This window comes from Phenylobacterium sp. (assembly GCF_016124325.1).
GTDB lineage: Bacteria > Pseudomonadota > Alphaproteobacteria > Caulobacterales > Caulobacteraceae > Phenylobacterium.
In genome coordinates, this window is sequence record NZ_WGNY01000048.1 from 1 (window position 1) to 20,511 (window position 20,511).

General features: G+C 71.0%; 21 protein-coding genes. 10 read left to right on the top strand and 11 right to left on the bottom strand.

From position 1 onward, the window contains the following. Nucleotides 1-111 precede the first annotated feature (111 nt). Complete coding sequence (locus GC203_RS22390) at nt 112-831, top strand: hypothetical protein (RefSeq protein WP_293459041.1); 720 nt, start codon at nt 112-114, stop codon at nt 829-831. Between the two features lie 24 nt (nt 832-855). Here the strand turns inward: GC203_RS22390 and GC203_RS22395 are convergent, their stop codons facing one another. Both GC203_RS22395 and GC203_RS22400 read right to left on the bottom strand, forming a co-directional pair. Beyond that, a complete protein-coding gene (locus GC203_RS22395; RefSeq protein ID WP_293459043.1) occupies nt 856-2,046 on the bottom strand; it encodes a CoA transferase in 1,191 nt (396 codons plus the stop codon). A gap of 138 nt (nt 2,047-2,184) precedes the next feature. After that, nucleotides 2,185-4,002 carry an SLC13 family permease gene (locus GC203_RS22400; RefSeq protein WP_293459045.1) on the bottom strand — a complete coding sequence of 606 codons (1,818 nt, stop codon included), beginning with the start codon at nt 4,000-4,002 and terminating at the stop codon, nt 2,185-2,187. Between the two features lie 262 nt (nt 4,003-4,264). Here GC203_RS22400 and GC203_RS22405 point away from each other — a divergent pair, with 262 nt between their 5' ends. Together GC203_RS22405 and uvrC are read left to right on the top strand one after the other, a co-directional pair. Further along, nucleotides 4,265-5,002 (top strand): PEPxxWA-CTERM sorting domain-containing protein, encoded by a 738-nt coding sequence (locus GC203_RS22405; RefSeq protein WP_293459047.1) that lies wholly within the window; start codon nt 4,265-4,267, stop codon nt 5,000-5,002. A 63-nt stretch (nt 5,003-5,065) separates the two neighbouring features. Next, on the top strand, nt 5,066-6,928 hold the full coding sequence (gene uvrC, locus GC203_RS22410) for an excinuclease ABC subunit UvrC (RefSeq protein WP_293459049.1): 1,863 nt from the start codon (nt 5,066-5,068) through the stop codon (nt 6,926-6,928). Between the two features lie 145 nt (nt 6,929-7,073). Here the strand turns inward: uvrC and GC203_RS22415 are convergent, their stop codons facing one another. Further along, nucleotides 7,074-7,835 carry a hypothetical protein gene (locus GC203_RS22415; RefSeq protein WP_293459051.1) on the bottom strand — a complete coding sequence of 254 codons (762 nt, stop codon included), beginning with the start codon at nt 7,833-7,835 and terminating at the stop codon, nt 7,074-7,076. A 77-nt stretch (nt 7,836-7,912) separates the two neighbouring features. On the opposite strand from GC203_RS22415, the gene GC203_RS22420 reads away from it, so the two are divergent. The 5 genes from GC203_RS22420 (at nt 7,913) to GC203_RS22440 (ending at nt 13,286) form a co-directional block, all read left to right on the top strand. Beyond that, the gene (locus GC203_RS22420) at nt 7,913-8,077 is read left to right on the top strand and encodes a hypothetical protein (RefSeq protein ID WP_293459053.1); all 165 of its coding nucleotides are present in this window, start codon (nt 7,913-7,915) and stop codon (nt 8,075-8,077) included. Nucleotides 8,078-8,085: 8 nt separating this feature from the next. Then, nucleotides 8,086-8,268 (top strand): DUF3606 domain-containing protein, encoded by a 183-nt coding sequence (locus GC203_RS22425; RefSeq protein ID WP_293459056.1) that lies wholly within the window; start codon nt 8,086-8,088, stop codon nt 8,266-8,268. 49 nt (nt 8,269-8,317) lie between these two features. Next, nucleotides 8,318-9,898 (top strand): fibronectin type III domain-containing protein, encoded by a 1,581-nt coding sequence (locus tag GC203_RS22430; RefSeq protein ID WP_293459058.1) that lies wholly within the window; start codon nt 8,318-8,320, stop codon nt 9,896-9,898. A 145-nt stretch (nt 9,899-10,043) separates the two neighbouring features. Next, nucleotides 10,044-11,642 (top strand): carboxylesterase family protein, encoded by a 1,599-nt coding sequence (locus GC203_RS22435; protein ID WP_293459060.1) that lies wholly within the window; start codon nt 10,044-10,046, stop codon nt 11,640-11,642. A gap of 18 nt (nt 11,643-11,660) precedes the next feature. Beyond that, on the top strand, nt 11,661-13,286 hold the full coding sequence (locus tag GC203_RS22440) for a carboxylesterase family protein (protein WP_293459062.1): 1,626 nt from the start codon (nt 11,661-11,663) through the stop codon (nt 13,284-13,286). Between the two features lie 241 nt (nt 13,287-13,527). Here GC203_RS22440 and GC203_RS22445 read toward each other — a convergent pair whose 3' ends face one another. After that, nucleotides 13,528-13,845, bottom strand: coding sequence for a hypothetical protein (locus GC203_RS22445; RefSeq protein WP_293459064.1), 318 nt, complete (start codon nt 13,843-13,845; stop codon nt 13,528-13,530). A 160-nt stretch (nt 13,846-14,005) separates the two neighbouring features. On the opposite strand from GC203_RS22445, the gene GC203_RS22450 reads away from it, so the two are divergent. Beyond that, the gene (locus GC203_RS22450; RefSeq protein ID WP_293459066.1) at nt 14,006-14,176 is read left to right on the top strand and encodes a hypothetical protein; all 171 of its coding nucleotides are present in this window, start codon (nt 14,006-14,008) and stop codon (nt 14,174-14,176) included. Nucleotides 14,177-14,229: 53 nt separating this feature from the next. Here the strand turns inward: GC203_RS22450 and GC203_RS22455 are convergent, their stop codons facing one another. The 3 genes from GC203_RS22455 to GC203_RS22465 form a co-directional block, all read right to left on the bottom strand. Then, nucleotides 14,230-15,198 carry a right-handed parallel beta-helix repeat-containing protein gene (locus GC203_RS22455; protein ID WP_293459068.1) on the bottom strand — a complete coding sequence of 323 codons (969 nt, stop codon included), beginning with the start codon at nt 15,196-15,198 and terminating at the stop codon, nt 14,230-14,232. A gap of 205 nt (nt 15,199-15,403) precedes the next feature. Beyond that, on the bottom strand, nt 15,404-15,808 hold the full coding sequence (locus GC203_RS22460) for a cytochrome c (protein WP_293459070.1): 405 nt from the start codon (nt 15,806-15,808) through the stop codon (nt 15,404-15,406). A gap of 2 nt (nt 15,809-15,810) precedes the next feature. Continuing rightward, nucleotides 15,811-17,364 carry a flavin monoamine oxidase family protein gene (locus GC203_RS22465; protein WP_293459072.1) on the bottom strand — a complete coding sequence of 518 codons (1,554 nt, stop codon included), beginning with the start codon at nt 17,362-17,364 and terminating at the stop codon, nt 15,811-15,813. A gap of 227 nt (nt 17,365-17,591) precedes the next feature. Here GC203_RS22465 and GC203_RS22470 point away from each other — a divergent pair, with 227 nt between their 5' ends. Continuing rightward, entirely contained in the window at nt 17,592-17,774 is a 183-nt protein-coding gene (locus GC203_RS22470; protein ID WP_293459074.1) for a hypothetical protein, read from the top strand. Between the two features lie 4 nt (nt 17,775-17,778). Here GC203_RS22470 and GC203_RS22475 read toward each other — a convergent pair whose 3' ends face one another. The 4 genes from GC203_RS22475 to GC203_RS22490 form a co-directional block, all read right to left on the bottom strand. Continuing rightward, complete coding sequence (locus tag GC203_RS22475; RefSeq protein ID WP_293459076.1) at nt 17,779-18,150, bottom strand: hypothetical protein; 372 nt, start codon at nt 18,148-18,150, stop codon at nt 17,779-17,781. Further along, the gene (locus GC203_RS22480) at nt 18,138-18,479 is read right to left on the bottom strand and encodes a hypothetical protein (protein WP_293459078.1); all 342 of its coding nucleotides are present in this window, start codon (nt 18,477-18,479) and stop codon (nt 18,138-18,140) included. The genes GC203_RS22475 and GC203_RS22480 overlap by 13 nt, the downstream gene beginning before the upstream one ends. A 209-nt stretch (nt 18,480-18,688) precedes the next feature. Then, nucleotides 18,689-20,257, bottom strand: a complete 1,569-nt coding sequence (locus tag GC203_RS22485) for an MmgE/PrpD family protein (protein ID WP_366502235.1) — start codon at nt 20,255-20,257, stop codon at nt 18,689-18,691. A 73-nt stretch (nt 20,258-20,330) separates the two neighbouring features. Further along, the coding region (locus tag GC203_RS22490; RefSeq protein WP_293459080.1) for a hypothetical protein at nt 20,331-20,511 on the bottom strand (181 nt) is incomplete at its 5' end.

The following is a 20,511-nucleotide window of genomic DNA, read 5'->3' on the forward strand; positions in this document are numbered from 1 at the left end:
CGCGGTGCGGCTGAACCCCGCGGCCGGCCGGCTGCGCAACTTGATCAGCTCCACCGGCCGGCCGCTACCGCCGGCGCTGAAGATCAACTATCAACCCCCAGGGCTCTCACAATGATCGAGGGAGCGGCGGGGGGCAGGTCACCCGGGGCCGAGCCGGCGTGGACGCTGAGCACGCCCGACAAGTTCTATTTCACCATGCGGTTCTATCCCGACGGCTCGCTCGTGGACCCGCAGGAGCGCGCCGACCAGGGCGCGGAGATCGCCGCGGTGAAGCGGGCGGTGGGCCGCGATTGCGTCGTGATGACCCTGGGCGGGGACTTCGCGGTGTGGCTGCTCCCGGGCGGCCGGCTGCCTGTGCGGCCGGTCAGCATCGGGGAGGCGCTGGACGCGGCCGAGGCGGGGCTGAAGCGCAAGCAGGCCTCGAGCGAGCCCAGCGATCCGGCCACCTATGCCGCGCGGATGGCCGGGCTGGCGCGATCGCGCGCGCGGCACGCGGGCGAGCTGGGGCGGCCGGCGATGGTGGCCGAGTTCCAGTTCGGCATCACCAGCTTCCAGAGCGACAGTGACCCGTTCGAGAGCTACATGGGCCAGCCGACCTGGCCGCTCTACACGGTGGATCCGGCCGCCTACGCCGCGGCGGCGGGCGGCGGGCCGCAGTGGCTGGTCTTCGGCTTTCCCCGTCCGCGCTATCGCCACGAGCCGCGTGACCGGGCGCTGTACGACGACATGACCCGGCGGTTCGACTACCAGAGCGCCTATGCGGCGGTGCTGGCGCCCGGGGCGACCCCGGCCTCGGCCAAGGCCGCCTACCAGCCGCGCGGCGCGCCGTAGCGGGCGGGGCTGCCGGCGGCGGGCCTATCCCTCGGCCAGGGCCTCGATCTCGGCGGGGGTGCAGCCGAATTCGGCCAGGAGGGCGCGGGTGTGCTCGCCGATGCCCGGGGCCATGCGGGGCTGGGCCTTGGTCAGGCCGCTGACCTGGAAGGGGCTGTCGATGGTGCGCAGCCAGTCGTGGTCGGCGAACTCGGGCAGCATGCCGTTGGCGTCGGCCTGGTCGTCGGCGAGATGGTCATAGATCGTGCCGACAATGCCGAAGGTGACGTCGCCGTCGGCGAGGACCCTGGCCCAGTGGGCGAAGGGCTGCTGAGCGAACAGCTCGTCGAAGCGGGCGACCAGGATCGGCCCGTTCGCCAGCCGCGCCTCGGGCGTGGCGAACAGCGGGTCGTCCAGCCATTCGGCATGGCCCATGGCCTTGGCCAGCAGCGGCCAGTCGCGGGCGGGATTGGTGCTGGCGATGACGAACGCGCGCCCGTCGGCGGCGTGGTAGGTCTCGTTGAGCGCGCCGCGCTCGCCGCGCCTGGGCCGGGCCATCAGCTCGTAGCCGCACAGCGCGGCCTGGACCTGGCAGCCGTTGGCCCACAGGCCGTTGGCCATCAGCGAGGTGGAGACCTCGCCGCCCTTGCCGGTGATCTGGCGCCGGTAGAGCGCGGTGAGGATGGCGCCGTACATGGCCATGGCGGTGGGGTGGTCGCCCATGCCGGGCATGGAGAGGGCGGGCTCGGTCTCGACGGACGCCCGGACCATGTCCATCAGGCCCGAGCGGGCCCACCAGGCGGTGGCGTCGAAGCCGGTGCGGTCGCGCTCCGGGCCGTGCTCGCCGTAGGGCGTCAGCGAGGCGTAGATCAGCCGCTCGTTGAGATGCGTCAGGTCCTGCGCCCGCAGGCCCAGCCGCTCGCGCGAGGGGAAGGGCAGGTTGGTGATGAAGACGTCGGCCTTCTTCACCAGGGTCTTCAGCACCGCCTGGGCCTCGGGGCGGCGCAGGTCGAGGGCCAGGCTCTCCTTGTTGCGGCTGTCGAGCGCCCAGAAGTAGTCGACGTCGTCGGGCGTGCCGCGCAGGCGGAAGAGGTTGCGGTAGGAGTCGCCGATCCCGGGCGGCTCGATCTTGATGACCCGGGCGCCGTAGTCGCTCATCACCGTGGCCGCGGCCGGGCCGGCGATGAAGCTGGCGCAGTCGATCACGAGCAGGTCGCTGAAGAGGCCGTCGGCCATGGTTCGGATCTCCCTGGGCTCCGCGTCTGCGCGCGGCGGCCGTGCGATATCTCTGCGGTTTGACGCGGCGTCAGTCCAGGCGTCGGCCCGGGCCGGCGTCTGTCGTCGGAGCCGCTCGCCCCGGCCGAGGTCAGCACCTCACAGGCCGTACTTCCAGACCAGCAGGACCGACAGCGTGACGATCATCAGGAGCACCAGGGGCAGGCCGGCGCGGACGTAATCGCGGAACTGGTAGCCGCCGGCGCTCATGATCAGGATGTTGGTCTGGTAGGCGACCGGCGTCGCGTAGCAGAGGTTGCAGCCGAACAGCACGGCCAGGACCAGCGGCTGGGGCGGCACGCCCATGCTGGCCGACAGGCTGACCGCGATCGGCGTGCCGACCGCGGCGGCGGCGGTGTTGGACGAGAAGTTGGTGAGCAGGGCGGCGAACGCCATCATGGCGGCGAGGACGGCGGCCGGAGGGAACGACTGCATCGCCAGCGCCATGCCTCCGCCCAGCCACTCGGCGGCGCCGGTCTCCAGCAGCGCGCGGCCCAGCGCGATGCTGGCGGCCACCAGGACGATGACCTTGGCGCTGAGGGCGCGGCCGACACGGTCGAACTTCACGCAGCCCGTGGCCAGCATGGCGATCGCGCCGGCCAGCGACGAGATCGCGATGGGCACGAGGTGGAGCGCGGCGGGGACCACCGAGGCCACGAAGATCGCCACCGCGAGGATCGACTTGGCCGTGCGCGGCAGCTCGGCGGCGCCCTCCAGCACCATGGCGCCTTCCTCGATCTGCAGTCGGCGAAGGGCCGAGTCGGCGCCCTGGACCAGCAGGACGTCGCCGGTTTCGAGGCTGGCGACGCTGGGACGGGCGCGGCCGCCCAGCAGGGTGCGGTCGGGCTTGAAGAGGCCGATCACGGTCACGCCGTAGCGGTCGGCGATCTGGGCCGAGCGGGCCGACTGGCCGATCAGGTTGGAGTCGGCGCCCACCGCCAGCTCGGCGACGACCTCATCCTCGCCCGAGGCCCGGGAGATGGACCGCGCCGACTTGAGGACCGCCGGGTGCGCCAGCGGCGCCTTCAGGGACTCAGCGCTCTGGCGAAGCTGCTCGGCGGCGCCTTCGACGGCCACGACGTCGTCGGGCTCCAGCGGGATGTCGGCGGCGTAGAGCTCGACGCCGCGCCGGACGAGGCCAAGCGCCACCACGCCGGTGTCGAGCCGCTCGCGCAGCTGGGCCATCGTCTGGCCGATGGCGGAGGAGCCCTCGGTCAGGTGCAGGGCGCCCCGGAAGCGCCGGGTGAGCAACTCCTCGGCGGCCGAATGCTCGGGCAGCAGCCGCGGCATGACGAGCCAGAGGTAGGGCAGGGCGACCAGGCCGGCGAGCAGGGCGACGCCGGTGAAGTCGAACACGCCGAACCGCGGCAGGCCGAGGTCCTCGCTGATGGAGACCACCAGCAGGTTGGTGGAGGTGCCGATGGTGGTGGCCATCCCGCCGATCAGGATCGCGCAGTTCATGGGCATGAGGGTCTTGGACGCCGGGACGTCGGTGCGGGCCGCCAGGTTCAGCAGGATCGGCATGACCAGCACCAGGACGGGCGTGTCGTTGACGATCATGCTCATGACCGCGCCGAGGACGAGCGAGACCAGGAGCCCGAGGAGGGGACTGCGCCGCCAGAGCGCGGTGAGGAACAGGGCCACCGGCTCCAGCGCCCCGGTCACCACCAGCCCGCGTCCCAGGATCATCAGGCAGCAGATCGCCACCAGCGCCTCGTGGCCGAAGCCCCCGAAGGCCAGCTCGATATCCGCCCGGTAGCCCTCGCGTTCGATGGGGAAGAAGTTGAACAGCAGCGCGAGCGTCGCGATCAGCAGCAGCGAGACGATCTCGATGCGCATCCGGCCGTCGGCGAAGAGCCAGAACGTCACGACGGCGATGAGCATGGCCGCCGCCGCGTGAAGGGTCGGTAATTCCATCAGGCCCCCGTCGCCAGCCGTCAGTCTATCCCGCGGGGCCGCGGGGTTGTCCATGCGGCGCGGGCCTCCGGACCTTCACAACGGACGGAAGCGTATTCCGCTCCCTGCGCCGGGGGGCGCCCGATGCGGTACATCCTGGCCTCGGGTCGGGCGCGGGAGTTGTGCCGCGCCCAGGCGAAATCTCCTTATGGGCGAGCAGGCTGGATTGCCAACGCATGCGTGCGTTAGCTGGCGCGACCAGATTTTCCTGGCGGGGGATGCGATGAAACTGAAAGTCTTCGGGGCGCCGATGGCGCTCGGCGCTGCGCTGTTCGCGTTCGGACTGGCCGGCGGCGCCAGCGCGACCGAGGCGCTCGACGCCAACTACACGCCCAGCCAGAGTATCTACAGCCTCACCGTCGGCAACGCGATCCCGTACGCCCAGACGTTCACCGTCGAGACCACGGGCCTGCTGACCCAGGCGCAGATCTTCGCGTTCAACGTCGGCTCCAACGTCTTGGACGGCGGCATGCTGCTGCAAGTGGTGAAGACCGCGGTCGACGGCTCGCCCTCGACCACCGCGGGCGACGTGCTGGGCAGCGCCTACGCTCCGGTCGCCCAGGTCAACGGCAGCGGCGGCCTCGTGACGTTCGACTTTATCGATTTCGCGGTCAGCGCCGGCGATCTGCTGGCCCTGGTGGTGACCTCGGATGCGAGCTCCGGGCTGTTCGGCTGGCGCGGCGACTTTGGCGGCGCCCACGGCGCCGACAACGGCTACGCGGGCGGGATGACCTATTTCCGGAACCCGACCGGAATCGAGGACGGCCATTTCGTGTACGGCGCCTGGTCTGCGGGCCTGAACATGCCCGGCGATCCGAGCTTGCCGGACCTGGGCTTCAAGACGTTCGTCGACGCCGCTGCGGCCGTGCCCGAGCCGACGTCGTGGGCGCTGATGCTGGTCGGCTTCGGCGGCATGGGCGCCGCGCTGCGCCGTCGGCGCGCGGAGCCGGCGGCGGCCTAGGTCGCGCGGCGACCCGAGCGCCAGCGCCTCGCGAGGCGCGGGAATCCCGCCTATATCGGGGTCATGTCGGACATCACCGCCGCGCCGCTGACGGGCGCCGCGCTCATCAAGGACGAGGTCAGGCGCCTGCCCGACAAGCCGGGGGTCTACCGGATGATGGGCGACGACGGCGAGGTGCTCTACGTCGGCAAGGCGCGGTCGCTGAAGAAGCGGGTGGTTCAATACGCCCAGGGGCGGTTCCACACCCAGCGCATCGCCCACATGGTGGACCTGACGCGGACCATGGAGTTCGTGGTCACGCGGACCGAGACCGACGCGCTGCTGCTGGAGATCAACCTGATCAAGCAGCTGAAGCCGCGGTTCAACGTGCTGCTGCGCGATGACAAGAGCTTCCCCGAGATCGTCATCCGCCGCGAGCATCCGGCGGCGCAGCTGAAGAAGCATCGCGGGGCGCACACCATCAAGGGCGACTACTTCGGACCCTTCGCCAGCGCCTCGTCGGTGAACAAGACACTGAACACCCTGCAGAAGGCGTTCCTGCTGCGCTCGTGCTCGGACAGCGTCTACGAGAGCCGCACGCGGCCGTGCATGCTGCACCAGATCAAGCGGTGCGCGGCGCCCTGCACGGGGCTGATCTCGATCGAGGATTACGGCGGGCTGGTGGAGCAGGCCGAGGCCTTCCTGCGCGGCAAGAGCCGGGCGGTGATGGCGAAGATGGCCGACGAGATGACCGCGGCGGCCGACGAGATGGAGTTCGAGCGCGCCGCGCGGCTGCGCGACCGGATCCGGGCCCTGGCCAGCGTGGCCCAGGAGACCCAGATCAACCCCGAGACCCTGGAGGAGGCCGACGTCTTCGCCCTGCACGCCGAGGGCGGGCAGGCCTGCGTGCAGGTGTTCTTCTTCCGGGCCGGCCAGAACTGGGGCAACCGGGCCTACTTCCCGCGCGTGGACAAGGCCGACGACGACGCCGACGTGATGGGCGCGTTCCTGGGCCAGTTCTACGACGACAAGCCGATCCCGCGGCTGATCCTGACCAGCATCGAGCCGGCCGAGCGCGAGCTGATCGCCGAGGCCTTCACCCAGAAGTCCGGCCGCAAGGTGGAGATCGCCCGGCCGCAGCGTGGCGAGAAGCGCCAGCTGGTGGACCACGCCCTGACCAACGCGCGCGAGGCGCTGGGGCGGAAGATGGCCGAGAGTTCGGCCCAGTCGAAGCTGCTGGCGGGGGTGGCCGAGGCGTTCGGGCTGGAGGGGCCGCCGGAGCGGATCGAGGTCTACGACAACAGCCACATCATGGGCACGAACGCCGTCGGCGGGATGATCGTGGCCGGGCCCGAAGGCTTCCAGAAGAGCCAGTACCGCAAGTTCAACATCAAGGGGACCGACCTGACCCCCGGCGACGACTTCGGGATGATGAAGGAGGTGCTCAAGCGCCGGTTCGGCCGCCTGGTGAAGGAAGAGGAGGAGGGGCTGGAGGCGATCCGGCCCGACCTGGTGCTGATCGACGGCGGCATGGGCCAGGTGGGCGTGGTCATGGAGATCATGGCCGACCTGGGGGTGGACGACATTCCCATCGTGGGCGTGGCCAAGGGGCCGGACCGCGACGCCGGGCTGGAGCGGTTCTTCATCCCCGGCAAGCCGTACTTCATGCTCGAGCCCAAGAGCCCGGTGCTCTACTACCTGCAACGCCTGCGCGACGAGGCCCACCGCTTCGCCATCGGCACGCACCGGACGAAGCGGGCGATCGACATGAAGAAGAACCCCCTCGACGAGATCGAAGGGGTGGGGCCGGGCCGCAAGCGCGCCCTGCTGCACGCGTTTGGCAGCGCCGCGGGCGTGGCGCGGGCGAGCGTGGAGGACCTGGCCAAGGTGGACGGGGTGAGCGAGGCGCTGGCCGAGCGGATCCACGGGTTTTTCCGGAAGGGGTAGGGGCCCAACCCTTTTCATCCGCTCGCCCCGGCGAAGGCCGGGGTCCAGTTCGTAAGGCTCGGAGGTGGGCTCTCTAGGCCCTGAGCCATTCCTGTCAGCCTTCGGGTTGGAGATCTGGATCCCGGCCTTCGCCGGGATGAGCGGGCTAGACTTGGTAGTGGCGGTAGAACTGCTCGACGTCGCACTGCGTGCGCAGGGCGCGGAGCGGAAAGGCGCGCCAAGGTTCGGCGGCGTCGATCTCGTCGAGGTTCTTGAGGACCGCATCTCGGACGGCGGGCTTCACGCGTTCGCGGAAATCGAGCAGTTGGCCCCAGGTGGATGTGCCGTCGAGGCGGACGCGGTCAGGCAGGAACCGGGACGCGACATATTCCGAAGGGAAGAGGCGGCAGTAGGCTTCGAGGTTGTAGAGCCAGGAGCCGCCCAGGACGCTGCGCGCTTTCGGATGATGGGTCCGGACATGGCCGAACATCTCACCCAGGTCGGCGATGCGGCGGTCGGCCTTTGCACGCGCCAGCGGCCCGACGCCGTCTTCCGAGTCACGGTTGCTGAAGTGGATACGGATGGCGCCGTCGGCGGTCGGACCCTCGTAGCTGAAACATCCGAAGCGCGGGTTCGAGCCTGTCTCGGACGGGGCGTTCGAGAAGAAGTCGACCGTCCAGTCCAGGCGCTCGGATGCAGACTTGCAGCGCTCGAGCCCGGCCGAGTAGCGCGTCCAGTCGGCGGCGGGTCCGGGGCCGCCGACGCGGCCGAGACCGAACCGCCGGTGCAGATTGGTGAACTCCAGGCAGACGTCGGAGATGGGGCGTGAGGTCCGATCCGCGAGGCGCTCGGCGAAAAGGAGCTGTACTTCGAAGTAGTCGCGGAGCCGTTCGGCCCGACCACGCCGCTCTTCGACGGACTCGCTCATGGCGGCGGATGAGAGGTCGACGGCAGAGGTTCGTCAACGCCCGCCGTCTGGCGTGCAGGACGTGGTATGACGTCGCCATGACCGACGATCCCAAGAGCGACGACGCCGAGACCCCGATGCAGCGGGCGCTGCGGCTGAAGAAGGCAGCGCAGGCGGCCAAGTCCGGTCCGCCGGGCCGTGGCAAGCTGCGGCCGGACGCGGGCCCTGGGGCCGGCGCGTCGAAGCCGTGGATGAAGCGGTAGGCGCGGGCATGGCCGGCCTGAAGGACAAGCGCGGGTTCATCGACAAGGAGCGGCTCGACCTCTCCGAGCGCAAGGCCGTCGAATACTGGATGAAGCGCTGGGGCGTCACCCGCGACCAGATCACCGCCGCGCATCGCAAGGTGGGCCGCCTGACCAAGGACATCGCCGCCGAACTCGGCAAGCGACGCTAGCCCGGCGATCTGTCTCGAAACCGAGACCGGCGTGCGCCATGGTGGGCGCATGAGCGACGACACACCTCTCGACATGGACCTGAGCCGCCGGCGACTGCTGGCGGCGGCGGGGATCGTGGGCGGCGCGGCGCTGGCGGGCGGGGTCTTGCCGGGCGACGCGGCGCTGGCGGCCGAGCCGACCGCGCTCCGGGCGCCGCCGGTGGCGGGGCTTCACCTGCAGTTCGGGGCCGACGCCTCGGCCGAGATGGTGGTCTCGTGGCACACGCTGGAGCCGGTGGTCTGGCCGCGCGTGCTGCTGGGCGGGCTGGACGGCGGACTGAAGCAGACGGTGGAGGCCAGGACCGCGAGCTACGTCGACGGCAAGTCGAAGCAGACGGTCTATGCGCACCATGCACGGCTCTCCGGCCTGAAGCCCGACACGTCGTACCTCTATGCGGCCTTGCACGAAGGCGCGGCGCCGGCCTTCGCCACCTTCCGCACGGCGCCGAAGGGCCGCGCGCGGCTGACCTTCACCAGCTTCGGCGACCAGGGCACGCCCACCATGGCGCGGCCCTACGTCCCGCCGCCGAACATGCCCGGGCGCTGGCCGGCGTTCGTGAACGACAACCTGGGCTCGCCCTGGGCGGCCGACACCACGGCGGGGGTGGAGCGGGCGGCGCCGCTGTTCCACCTGTTCAACGGCGACCTCTGCTACGCCAACCTGGCGCAGGATCGGGTGCGGGCCTGGCAGGATTTCTGGGACAACAATACGAGAAGCGCCGCCAACCGGCCGTGGATGCCCTCGCCCGGCAACCACGAGAACGAGCTGGGCAACGGGCCGATCGGCTACGGCGCCTACCAGACCTATTTCGCCGTGCCCGAGGCGGCCGGCCAGACCGAGGTGACCCGCGGTCTCTGGTACGCCTTCACCGCGGGCTCGGTGCGGGTGGTGGCGATCGCCAACGACGACGTCTGCTACCAGGACGGCGGCGACTCTTACGTGCGCGGCTATTCGCAGGGGGCGCAGAAGGCCTGGCTGGAGGCCGAACTGAAGGCCAGCCGGGCCAACCGAGACATCGACTGGATCGTGGTGTGTATGCACCAGACGGCGGTCTCGACGGCCGACAAGTTCAACGGCGCCGACCTGGGCGTCCGGGAGGAATGGGTCCCGCTGTTCGACCGCTATGGCGTCGACCTCGTGCTGTGCGGCCACGAGCACCACTACGAGCGCACCCACCCGATCCGCGGCCGGCAGGCGAACCGGACGCTGACGCCCGTTCCGGCGGCCACGGCGACCGACGTGATCGACACCACCAAGGGCACGGTGCACATGGTGCTGGGCGGCGGCGGCACCTCGGTCCCTTCGAACCAGCTGTTCTTCGAACCCTGCGCCTGCCGGGTGATCGTCGGGGTCGGCGAGCCGAGCGCCGTGAGCGGAAAGCGGCCGCCGATCTATGTGCAGGAGGAGGCGCCGTGGTCGGCGGTGCGCAACGCCGCGCACAGCTACGGCTTCGCGGCCTTCACCGTCGATCCGGGGGCGGGGCCGGGCAGGCCCACGACCATGAGCGTGACCTACTACGACATCACCGGCCCTCACGGGCAGTTGGCGCCGTTCGAGACCTTCACGCTCACGCGGCCTCGCCGAGGCTAGGCGTAAAAAATAGAAGAACGAGTATGGAATCGGCCGGCGTGCTGCTAACGTCGCCGCGCGAGGACGGCGTCAGACCGTCCTGTGGACGCGGGGAGGACGCAGAATGGGGCGCGATGGGGGCCAGGGGCCGAGCCGGCGATACGTGATGACCGCAGCCGGCCTGGCGGCGGCCGGTGCGGCTCTGCCGCGCGCGGCGTGGGCGGCCGGGCCGGTCGCCGAGACCACCGCGGGCAAGGTGCGCGGCTCCGTCTCGAACGGCGTCAACGTCTTCAAGGCGATCCCCTATGGCGCGGACACCTCGGGCGCGGGCCGCTTCATGCCGCCGAAGCCGCCGGTCCCCTGGGCGGGCGTGCGCGACTGCCTGGCCTATGGCCCGTCGACGCCGCAAGGGACGGGCCCGGCCGAGCCGCCGCCGCCCGGCAAATATCCCAGCCTCTACCGCGGCCGCGGCGAGGCGCAGAGCGAGGACTGCCTGATCCTCAACGTCTGGACGCCGGCGCTGGACCACAGGAAGCGGGCGGTGATGTTCTGGATCCACGGGGGCGGGTTCAGCACCGGCTCGGGCTCCTCGCCCTGGTATGACGGGACCAACCTGGCGCGGAAGCAGGACGTGGTGGTGGTGACGATCAACCACCGCCTCAACGTCTTCGGCTACTGCCACCTGGGGGCGTTCGACCCGCGGTTCGCCGACAGCTCCAACACCGGCACGCTGGACTGCATCGCGGCCCTGCGCTGGGTGCGGGAGAACATCGCCAACTTCGGCGGCGATCCCGACCGGGTGATGGTGCACGGCCAGAGCGGCGGCGGGCGCAAGACCACGATGGTGCTGACCACCACGCCGGCCCAGGGGCTCTATCACCGCGCGGTGGTGCAGAGCGGCAGCCAGCTGCGCGTCGACACGCCCGAGACCGGCGAGAAGAAGGCGCGCAAGCTGCTGGACATCCTGGGGATCGCGCCGGCGGACGCGGCCAGGCTGCAGGACGTGGCGCTGCACGACCTGCAGGTCGCCCAGGCCAAGGCCTTGGGGGTTCGCGTGCAGTGGATGCCGGTGGCGGGCACGCCCAGCCTGCCGGCCCAGCCGTTCGACGGGGCGGCGCCCACGATGTCGCGCGAGCTGCCGGTGATGATCGGCACCTGCCGAACCGAGCAGTCGGGATTCTACGGGACCGATCCGGCGATGGACACGCTGGACGACGACGGGCTGAAGCGGCGGCTGGAGTTCGTGGAGCGCGGCCAGGGCGAGCGGCTGTTCGACTTCTACAAGGGCCTCTACCCGAAGAGCGGGAACGCCGAGCTGCTGTACATCGCCGCCACCGACCGCAGCTACTTCCTGGACTCGACCATCCAGGCGGGGCTGCGCGCCGACGCCGGCGGCGGAGCGACCTTCATGTACAACTTCGACCGCGAGACGCCGGTCCAGGGCGGCCGCTATTTCGCGCCGCACGCCGAGGAGATCCCGTTCGTCTTCGACACGCTCGAACAGGGCGCGGTGATCGCCGGGCCGGCGACGCCGGAGGCCCAGGCGCTGGCCGACCGGACCTCGGCGCTGTGGGCCAACTTCGCCAAGACCGGCGCGCCGACCGCGCCGGGCGTGCCGGCGTGGACGCCCTACGACAGCGTGCGGCGGCCGACGCTGATCATCAACGACGAGAGCCGGATGGCGGACGACCCGCGCAGCGAGTCCCGCAAGCTGATGCTGAGCTTCGGTTCGCAGCAGGAAGCGTACGGCCGCACGGCCGTCTGAGGTTCAGAGGGAGCCAACATGTTCGATCGCCGATCCATCCTGGGCGGCGCGGCGGCCGCCGCCGGCCTGATCGCCGCGCCGCGCGCCGCACGCGCCGTCACCGCCGACGACATCTTCCCGGTGGTCGAGACCGCCCAGGGCCGCCTGCGCGGCATGCGCGCCGCCGGGGTCAATATGTTCAAGGGCGTGCGCTATGGCGCACCGACCAGCGGCAAGCAGCGGTTCATGCCGCCCGCGCCGCCGCCGAAGTGGGCCGGCGTGCGCGACGCCTACCGGTACGGCCAGATCGCGCCGCAGATGCCCAACGGCAATTCGCACGACTACGGCGCGCTGATCATGTTCGACCTGCAGCCGGGCGGCATGGGCGAGGACTGCCTGGTGGCCAACATCTGGACGCCCACCCTCGATCCGAACGCGAAGAAGCCGGTGCTGGTCCACCTGCACGGCGGCGGGTTCTACGGCGGCTCGGGCAATTCGCCGGGCTTCGACGGCGAGGAGCTGGCGCGGTTCGGCGACTGCGTGGTCGTCACCGTGAACCACCGGCTGGGCGCGTTCGGCTATCTCAACCTGGCCCAGTCGGGGCCGGAGTTCGCGACCTCGGGCGCCTCGGGCATGCTCGACATCGTGGCCGCCCTGAGGTGGGTGCGGGAGAACGCCGCCGCGTTCGGGGGCGATCCCGGCCGGGTGCTGGTGTTCGGCCAGTCGGGCGGCGGCGCCAAGACCAGCGTGCTGATGGCGATGCCGTCCGCGAAGGGCCTGTTCCACCGCGCCGGGATCATGAGCGGTTCGGCCCTGCGGGTGGCCACCGCCGAGCAGGCCCAGGCGGGGACGGCGGCCTATCTGAAGATCCTGGGGCTGGGCGCGGGCGACGTGCGCAAGCTGCAGGCCCTGCCGTTCGAGACCCTGCTGGCCGCCCAGGCGACCATGGAGGCGGCGGACCGGGCGCGAGGCGAGGCGCCGCGCTCGTTCTCGCCCTCGCTGGACGCGACGGCGCTGCCGCGTCACCCGTTCGATCCCGACGCCCCGGCGGTGTCGGCGGACGTGCCGCTGATCGTCTCCACCGTGCTGGACGAGCGGTCGTACCGGATGGTGAACTTCGACCTCGACGAGGCGGGCCTGCGGGCTTTCATCGCCAAGCGGGTGGGCGCGGACCGGGCGGGCGACGTGCTGGCCATGTACCGCCGCGAGGAGCCGAACGCGACGCCGTTCGTGCTGCAGGCCCGGTTCGAGACCGACGAGGTGTTCCGCAAGCCGGCGCTGATCCTGGCGGCGCGCAAGTCGGCGCAGATGCAGGCCGGCGGGGCGCCGGTGTGGATGTACTACTGGCGCCAGCCCACGCCGGCCTTCAGCGGCCGGTACGGCACGCCCCATGGTTCGGACGTCGGGCCCAGCCTGCACGACACCCGCGGCGGGCTGAACGGCAGCGATCCCTCGACGCTCGCCCTGGCCGACCAGCTGGCCTCGGCCTGGGTCTCGCTGGCGGCGACGGGCGACCCGAACAATCCACGCCTGCCGAAGTGGCCGGCGTACGCGGTTCCGGAACGGGCGACGATGACGTTCGGGCCGCGGGCCGAGTTGGTGAACGATCCGCGCAGTGAGGCCCGCAGGTTCTGGGAGGCCGAGGCGCCGCGGGCGAGCCGGTAGGCCGCGCCGTCATCCCAGGCCTCGTGCCTGGGGCCCCGCTATCGGCCGCAATGAGCCCGCCGATGAGGCGCGGGACGAGCCGCGCATTCAATGCCCAGGGACAGAGGGATCCTCGCCACAAGGGCGAAGATGACGGAGGGGGCGAGGATGACGGCGGGGGCGAGGCGGACCAAGGCGATCACCGGCGCTCATGGATCCCGGTCTTCGGCGTCGCCGAAACCGGGATGACAGGGGGGAGAGATCAGCCGTCCTCGTCGGGATTCCAGCCGCCGCCCTCGCCGTCCTCGAAGTCGGGCAGCAGGACGAACAGGGCCATCAGCCCGCCCAGCACGCAGACCAGGCTGAAGACCTCGCCGGGGCTCGGGCCGCGGGGAATGGCGCCGTAGTAGGCGGCCCGCACCTCGGGCGGCGGCGTCTCGCCCACCGGCAGGGCGCGGTCGGAGCCGCAGCGCGCCGGGCGGCCCTCGGCGTCGACGCAGGTGGGGGCGGCGAGCGCGGCCGGAGCCGCCGAGAGGGCGAGGACGAAGGCGGCGGACAGGGCCTGGACCAGCGCGCGCATGGCCTGAGCATCCGCCCGTGGCCCGATCCGTTCAAGGGGAAGGGCGTGCAGCGTTCCTGCATAACTTCCATGCGAAAGCGCTGATCGACGGCCGGGGCGGGCGCCCGTATCAACAGTCTCGCATCATGCGGATGCGGACCGACGAGACGGAGAAAGCGCCATGACCGACCACGCCCACGACATCATCGAAGGGTCGTATCGTGTCGTGTGGACGCGCGACATGCCGTCGGACCGCCCCTCGCCGAACCGCCGTCGGGCCATCGCGCGGATGGTGTTCTGGAACCTGGCGCTGGTCGCCGCGGTGATCGCGCTGCCGCTGGTGGTGCGCTAGGGCCTTGATCGGGACCTGATCGCTAGACCGGCTTCCGCCCTGCGGATCGCGCTCTAGCGGGCGTCCTTGCAGGGCGGCTCGGCGACCGATTTCCAGCGCAGGTAGGCCTCGGTCTTGTTGCCGCAGCTGATCGAGCCGCCGAACACCTTCACGTCCGTGCGCCAGCGGGAGCCCTTCAGGGTGGAGGTCCGGTTGTTGCGCGCGATATTGGTGGGGCCTCCGTCGAGCGCGACGCCGTTGGGCGCGTCGCCGGTCTCCACCGTGTTCTCCTCGGCGACGATGTGGTCGGGGGGCGGGTAGCCTGGAAAGGCGTTGAAGAACACGCCCTGGGTCTCGAAGCCGGTCACGTAGTTCTGCGTGACGAGGATATGGCTGTTCGGCCGCGGGTGGGCGAAATAGCCCTGGATGCAGTCGATATGCAGTCCGGCCTCCACCCGCACCGGGTCGCGGCAGGAGTTCTTGCGGATCTCGCCGCGGGTGACGCCGGCCAGGCCGATGCCGTCGCCGGACCAGCCCTGGATCGTGTTGCCGACCACGCTGACGTCCTCGACGTCGACGAGCGAGACGCCCACGCGGGGCCGGTCGAGCCGGCTATCGGCGAGCGCGACGCCCTTCATGTTGCGGAAGACGACGGCGTTGATCGTGCCGTCTCCCCGGAAATCGATCTGCGAGACCTTGATGTCGCCGCCGTTGGCCGCCGAGAACGCCGGGCGGCCGGGCACGCCGGTGAACACGCCGCCGTTCCAGCGAATCCCCGTGACGCCGTTGAAGATCACGGCCGACAACCGCGCGTCGGTCGCGTCCACCGTGAGGGCCGGGCTGAAGGTCCGATCCTTGGCGTAGAACACCAGCAGGGCGGGGAATTCGCCCTTCAGGCGCAGCACGTCGCCTGGCTTGGCCTTGGCGAACGTCGCGACGACCGTCTTGGCGTTGGCGGTCAGCTCGGCGGCCGTCGCCGCAGCCGGCGCCGCGGCCAGGAGGGCGATCACCGGCGCGAGCCGCCGCGCAAGTCGGATCTTCATGCTGGACCTCCCCTGGACTGTCCGGGCGGGGCGCCGGATCCGGCCCGCGCCCGATCCGATGGTGAAGCCTTTCGGCGCACCCATCCACCCGATACGGATCATTGTCCGCAGGTTGAGGGCCGTGTGGGTCGAATTTGTGTCGGCGAGCCCGTCGAGCACCGGGGCGGGGTCCGGGATCGAGCCGCGCCGCCCGATCCCGTGGCGCCTATCGCCGCGAACCGGCCGGCGGGGTCGCGAAGGGCTTCACCTGGTCGGCGGTGACCGTCCCCGGATAGGTGTTCCCGAAACTGGTGCGGATGTAGTTGACCACTGCGGCCACCTGCTCGGGCGTCAGGCTGTCGGAGAAGTAGGGCATGCCGCCCTTGCCCTTCTCGACCATCACGATCGGATAGACGGGCGAGGCCAGGCGCGGGTTGCCCGCCAGCGCGGGGAAGGTCCCGGCGCCCACGGCGCCCTTGCCGTCGGCCATGTGGCAGGCCTGGCAGACGACGCGGTAGACCTCCTCGCCGGTCTTGGGGTTGGGCGGCCGGCCCACGGCGGCCTCGTCCGCCAGGGCGGGGACCGCGGCGAAGGCGGCGGCGGTCACGGCCAGGGTCAGGATCCTGCGCATCCTCAGGCCTCCAGAGCGCGCTTGTGCAGGCGGGTGATGGCGTCGATGGACGAGAGCAGCGCGCCCTCCATCCAGCAGCCGACGTAGGAGGCGTGCTCGCCGGCCAGGACGACGCGGTCCTCCACGGCGACCAGGGTCTGGTAGTGCTCGCGCCGGGTGTCCTCGTTCCAGCGGGCGCAGCAGCCCATCACCCAGGGCACCCGGTTCCAGGCGACCGAGACGCCGTTCAGGAACTCCTTGCGGTAGCTGTCGGGGTGGAAGACCGAGCCCTGGGCCAGGGCCGCCTCGATCCGTTCCTCGGGGGTCATGCCGGCCAGGTGATAGCCGCCGATGCCGCCGGCGAAGGCGCCCAGCAGAACGGCCGGGCCGTCCTTGAAGTAGTCGAAGTTGGGATAGGAGATCAGGCCGATCTCCTGGTTGGTGAAGGAGTGGCCGCCGTAGATGGCGTCGTCCTCCTCCCAGAACCGGCGGCGCATCTCGAGCCCGATCTTCACCGAGTTGGAGTAGGGCACGGCCTGGATGGCGGCGGTCTTGGCGTCGGACAGGTTGGTCTCGATCTGGGCGAGCACGGCCAGCGGGATGGTGCAGACGCAGTAGTCGGCCTTGGCCGTCTTCACGCCGCCCCCGGCGAGGTCGGTGTAGGTGACCGTGACGCCCTTCCTGTCCTGGATCAGCTTGGTCACCTTGGCGTTGAAGGTGACCATGTGGGCCACCTGCTTGCCGAAGGCCTTGCCGATCATGCCCATGCCGCCGACCGGCTGGAACATGGTGGTCTGGAACTCGTCGTTCATGAAGAACGCCATGTTGTTCCACACGCCCGACTTCAGGACCTCGTCGAACGGGAACAGGTCGGAGGGCTGCGGCGCGCCGTTCACCCCGCCGCCGGGCGGCAGCTCGTAGCCGCGGTGGCTCGAGGCGCGCAGGCCCTTGGTGTAGCGCATGTCCTTGTCGAGCATGCCCCAGCCGCGCAGGGCCTCCTTGAGCATCTCGATGTCCTCGGCGGACATCTCCTTGTCGAGCAGCTTCTGGTCGATCGACTTGCCGACGATCTCGGCGATGTTGCCCTCGAAGTCGGCGGCCAGCTGGCGGAACCGCTGGGGCTTGCCGCCGAAGGCGTCGGTGTTGTGGACCCAGGCGTTGTGGTTGAACTGGATGAACGGCTCCAGCGCCACGCCGAACTTCTTGCAGTAGTGGAGCAGGGTGCGGTGGTGGTGCGGGATGCGCCACGGGCCGGGGTTGAGGTAGTTGCCCGACGCGAAGCCGACGTTCTGGGTGGCCCCGCCCATCTCGGTGAACTTGTCGCCGCCGTAGAGCGACCAGTTCCGGCCGCCGGGACGGTTCTGGTACTCGAGGATCTGGACCTTGTAGCCGGCCTTCTCCAGCTCGTGGGCGGCGAGCATGCCGGCCAGGCCCGCGCCCAGCACGATGACGCTGGAGCCCGGGCGCGCGCCCTGCAGGTCGGGCGGGCCGGGGAAGCGGGTTTCCTCGGCGTGGCCGAAGGTGGTCATCAGGTTGTAGACGGCCGCCGTGCCGCCGATCAGCCCGATCGCGTGCAACAGCTGCCTGCGCGTTGGTGTGCCTTGCCCCGACGCCATGCCCCCCGTCCCCGAACTTGGAATGCCTGCGATGGACCTAGCGCGCGGGCGGTCGTGCGCGAGGGGCCGGCGCGGGGGGCGCGACCGATTTCCCGGAGTTGCGCGGTTTCCGGCCGCTGGTGGTCAGGGCGTGGGCGCCGGGGCCCTGGCGCATGGCCCGCCGCGGCGCCTCCGGCTATGGTGCGGAGATGACAACTGTCCTGTGCCCGAGTTGCCGCAACGCCATCGATCGGGTCAGGCCCGTGCGGATCGCCACCGACACCGACGACAAGCGATGGGCCGGCCGCACGCCGCATGCGCTGGGCTTCATCTGTCCGCAGTGCGGGGTTCTGTTGCCGGTGATGTCGCCGGGGGAACGGGACGACCCCTGAGGCCCTATGCTCCGCGCGCGGAGCCGGAGAACGTGAAGTTCATCAGCATGTCGTCGTGGCGCGCTCCCGGACGCCCGAGATCGCAGAAGCCGATCTGAAGCTGGTTGGCGGTGTCGTCCTCGACGAAGACGCGGTCGTCGACCCAGCCGGCCGGGGTCGCATGGGCGGACCGAACCTCGAGGCTGCAGTCGACGTCCTGGACCGGAATCTCGAGGCGCTGGTCCAGGTCCTGGCCGCCGATCTGTGAGCCGTAGGCCATCCGGGCTTCGCCGCCGGTCGAAAGGACGCGGATGTCCCAACGGTGAAGGCCGCAGTCGGGGCGCGCCGTGGCCGTCAGCCTGACGCGCGAACCGGCGGGAAAATCTATCTGGCGCATGCCATGTCTTCGGCCGCCCGGGCGTCCGCCTCCGCCGACTTCCGCGCCGCGACCCGGGCGCCGGCCTCGCGCAGGCCGGCGCTGCGGGCGTCTTCCGCTTCCGCCAGGCGGAGCCATCCGGCCGCCGATGCATCGTGCTTGTCGGCGACGTGCGGGAGGCGGCTGGCCTCGGCGGCCGCCCGCGCGGCCTCGGCCTTGTCGCGATAGTCGCGGGCGCGCAGCTCGCATTTGAGCGCCGCCGACGACAGCGGCTCGCTGGCGCTCGCGGGGGCTTGAAGGCTGTCATCGATAGATGCGCGCTCGGCGCGCGCCGTAGTGGGCGGGGTCATGGGCGTCTCGATTGGGCGCCGCGTCGGGGGATGATCGACCGCTTGCCTCGCGGCACACAACCGACGGCGCATGACTCATATGGGGAGCCGCGGGCCGAATTGCGAGGGAGGGACGATGCCGGAGGCGGCGCCAGGGCCGCCCCGATGGCCGCAAGAGGGCGATCCGCAAGCGCGGAAGCCGGCTTCGCGATCAGGTCGCGCTCAGGGCCCTAGACGGCGATCAGATGCGCGAGATCCGCGCCGTGCGTCAGGCGCGCCAAGTCGCGGCAGGCGTCGACCACCGCGGCGGCGCGGCGCTCGCCGAGGCGTGGCGCCATCAGTTCCGCGGCCTTGGACTCGACGTCTTCCCGGCTCATCGGATGTGGCGGATAGCCGGGTACGTTCGGGACGAAGGCCTCGTGGCGGCGGCCGGACGCGTCGGTCACGATGACCCGCGCCGACTCGGCGCGCGGCTGGCCCGGGCGCGCTTCCTGGGCGGGGTCGTGGGCGATCTCGACCCGCTCCATGAACGATCTGACCTGGGCGTCGCCGGCCATGCGCTCCAGCGACTGGGCCGACACGAAGTCGAGCCGGCGGTCGATCAGGATGATCGCCGAGAGATAGCGCAGGTTCAGCGCCGGCATGGCCGCGTCGCGGAACGCTTCCCACCGGCCGGGCATCTCGATGCGCACGCCGGCCGTGGTCTCGGCCCGGACCTGCGGAAGAAGCTGGAGCAGCCCCTGGACCGCCGGCTGGGTCGGGCCGCCGGTCGGGAAGCGCTTGAAGCCCACCAGCGGCATTTCCCAGCGTTCGCCGAGGCCGTCGATCAGGGAGGCGCGATCCAGATCGCTGTCGGGGCCGTTGAACATGCCCTGGGCCATGAAGCCGCCGGGCTGGTCGAGGTTTGCGCGCACGCCGGTGAAGCCCAGCTCCGCGAAGAGGGCGGCCTGCAGGCCCGAACGCGCGCCCATGCCCGCGAACACGAAGGCCTTCTCCACGTGCTCGACGTCGAGCAGCCATTGCCAGGAGCCGGCCGCCTGCTGCGAACAGTAGGTGAGCACGGCGCCCACCTGCTCGGGCGACAGCCGCATCAGGGACGCGGCCGCGGCGGCGACCCCGAACACCGGCCCGACGCCATGGTTGGCCAGGCCGGCGCGCATGAGATTGCGATTGCCGAGCGCCTTGGGGACCCGGCTGGCCAGCTCGTAGCCGACGATCACCGCCTTCAGCATCTCGGCGCCGCTCAGGCCGCGCTGTTCGGCGAGGCCCAGGGCGGCGGCGACCACCGACGGGCCCGGCTGGACGAAGGCCGAGGGGACGTAGTCGTTGATCTCGGCGGCATGGGCGGTCATCGCCGAGGCGAACACCGCATCGATCAGAGCGGCCTTGTCGCGGGTGGCCAGGATGGTGACGGCGCTGCGGCGGGCGTCGCCCGACTGGGCCTCGGCGAAGCCGCGGGCGAGGGTCGCGGCCTTGAGGTCGCGGCAGGCGACCGCCGAGGCCAGGGTGTCGAGGATGTGCAGCCGGCCGAGGTCGAGGATGTCGTCGGGGACCGGGGCGTCCTGGCTTCCGGCCACGAAACGACAGAGCGCCTCCGTGACGGGAGGATCAGGGCGCGGGGGCGACGACTGGGCGCGCGACGCCACCGGCAAGGCGGACGCGGCCAGGGCAAGCGCCGAGCCGGCCAGGGCCCGGCGGCGGTTGGCGGTGGGCCCGCTATCGCCTCTTCCGGCGCGGTCCGAGGTCTTCATCGCTCCAGCCTCTCCCCAGGTGATCCGGTTGCCTGCAACCATACCCATTATTCGGAGATTGGGCTGCTGCCGATAGTGCGGGCGCGGGTGGAAGCGGAGCGTTGGAGAGCGGACACTGGCCCTAGCGGCCGAGAACCCGGGGATGGATGCTCGCCGAATTCGGGGCGGCGCAGGCCGCGCCGCTCGGGTCCAGCCAGGGCCCGCACGCCCGCCCAAAACCGTCATCCCGGACGTAGGGCGCGTTGCGCCCGAAGATCCGGGATCCAGCAGCCTCGCGCTCGACGCGGAGCAGCTTCACGGTC

What these genes read in the sequence shown, in the direction of transcription:
- GC203_RS22405 (WP_293459047.1), top strand. Translation starts at nt 4,265, where the DNA reads ATGAAACTGAAAGTCTTCGGGGCGCCGATGGCGCTCGGCGCTGCGCTG.
- GC203_RS22455 (WP_293459068.1), bottom strand. Translation starts at nt 15,198, where the DNA reads ATGAAGATCCGACTTGCGCGGCGGCTCGCGCCGGTGATCGCCCTCCTG.
- GC203_RS22475 (WP_293459076.1), bottom strand. Translation starts at nt 18,150, where the DNA reads ATGCGCCAGATAGATTTTCCCGCCGGTTCGCGCGTCAGGCTGACGGCC.
- GC203_RS22450 (WP_293459066.1), top strand. Translation starts at nt 14,006, where the DNA reads ATGACCGACCACGCCCACGACATCATCGAAGGGTCGTATCGTGTCGTG.
- GC203_RS22400 (WP_293459045.1), bottom strand. Translation starts at nt 4,002, where the DNA reads ATGGAATTACCGACCCTTCACGCGGCGGCGGCCATGCTCATCGCCGTC.
- GC203_RS22485 (WP_366502235.1), bottom strand. Translation starts at nt 20,257, where the DNA reads ATGGGTATGGTTGCAGGCAACCGGATCACCTGGGGAGAGGCTGGAGCG.
- GC203_RS22395 (WP_293459043.1), bottom strand. Translation starts at nt 2,046, where the DNA reads ATGGCCGACGGCCTCTTCAGCGACCTGCTCGTGATCGACTGCGCCAGC.
- GC203_RS22440 (WP_293459062.1), top strand. Translation starts at nt 11,661, where the DNA reads ATGTTCGATCGCCGATCCATCCTGGGCGGCGCGGCGGCCGCCGCCGGC.
- GC203_RS22480 (WP_293459078.1), bottom strand. Translation starts at nt 18,479, where the DNA reads ATGACCCCGCCCACTACGGCGCGCGCCGAGCGCGCATCTATCGATGAC.
- GC203_RS22420 (WP_293459053.1), top strand. Translation starts at nt 7,913, where the DNA reads ATGACCGACGATCCCAAGAGCGACGACGCCGAGACCCCGATGCAGCGG.
- GC203_RS22435 (WP_293459060.1), top strand. Translation starts at nt 10,044, where the DNA reads ATGACCGCAGCCGGCCTGGCGGCGGCCGGTGCGGCTCTGCCGCGCGCG.
- GC203_RS22425 (WP_293459056.1), top strand. Translation starts at nt 8,086, where the DNA reads ATGGCCGGCCTGAAGGACAAGCGCGGGTTCATCGACAAGGAGCGGCTC.
- uvrC (WP_293459049.1), top strand. Translation starts at nt 5,066, where the DNA reads ATGTCGGACATCACCGCCGCGCCGCTGACGGGCGCCGCGCTCATCAAG.
- GC203_RS22460 (WP_293459070.1), bottom strand. Translation starts at nt 15,808, where the DNA reads ATGCGCAGGATCCTGACCCTGGCCGTGACCGCCGCCGCCTTCGCCGCG.
- GC203_RS22390 (WP_293459041.1), top strand. Translation starts at nt 112, where the DNA reads ATGATCGAGGGAGCGGCGGGGGGCAGGTCACCCGGGGCCGAGCCGGCG.
- GC203_RS22445 (WP_293459064.1), bottom strand. Translation starts at nt 13,845, where the DNA reads ATGCGCGCGCTGGTCCAGGCCCTGTCCGCCGCCTTCGTCCTCGCCCTC.
- GC203_RS22470 (WP_293459074.1), top strand. Translation starts at nt 17,592, where the DNA reads ATGACAACTGTCCTGTGCCCGAGTTGCCGCAACGCCATCGATCGGGTC.
- GC203_RS22415 (WP_293459051.1), bottom strand. Translation starts at nt 7,835, where the DNA reads ATGAGCGAGTCCGTCGAAGAGCGGCGTGGTCGGGCCGAACGGCTCCGC.
- GC203_RS22430 (WP_293459058.1), top strand. Translation starts at nt 8,318, where the DNA reads ATGAGCGACGACACACCTCTCGACATGGACCTGAGCCGCCGGCGACTG.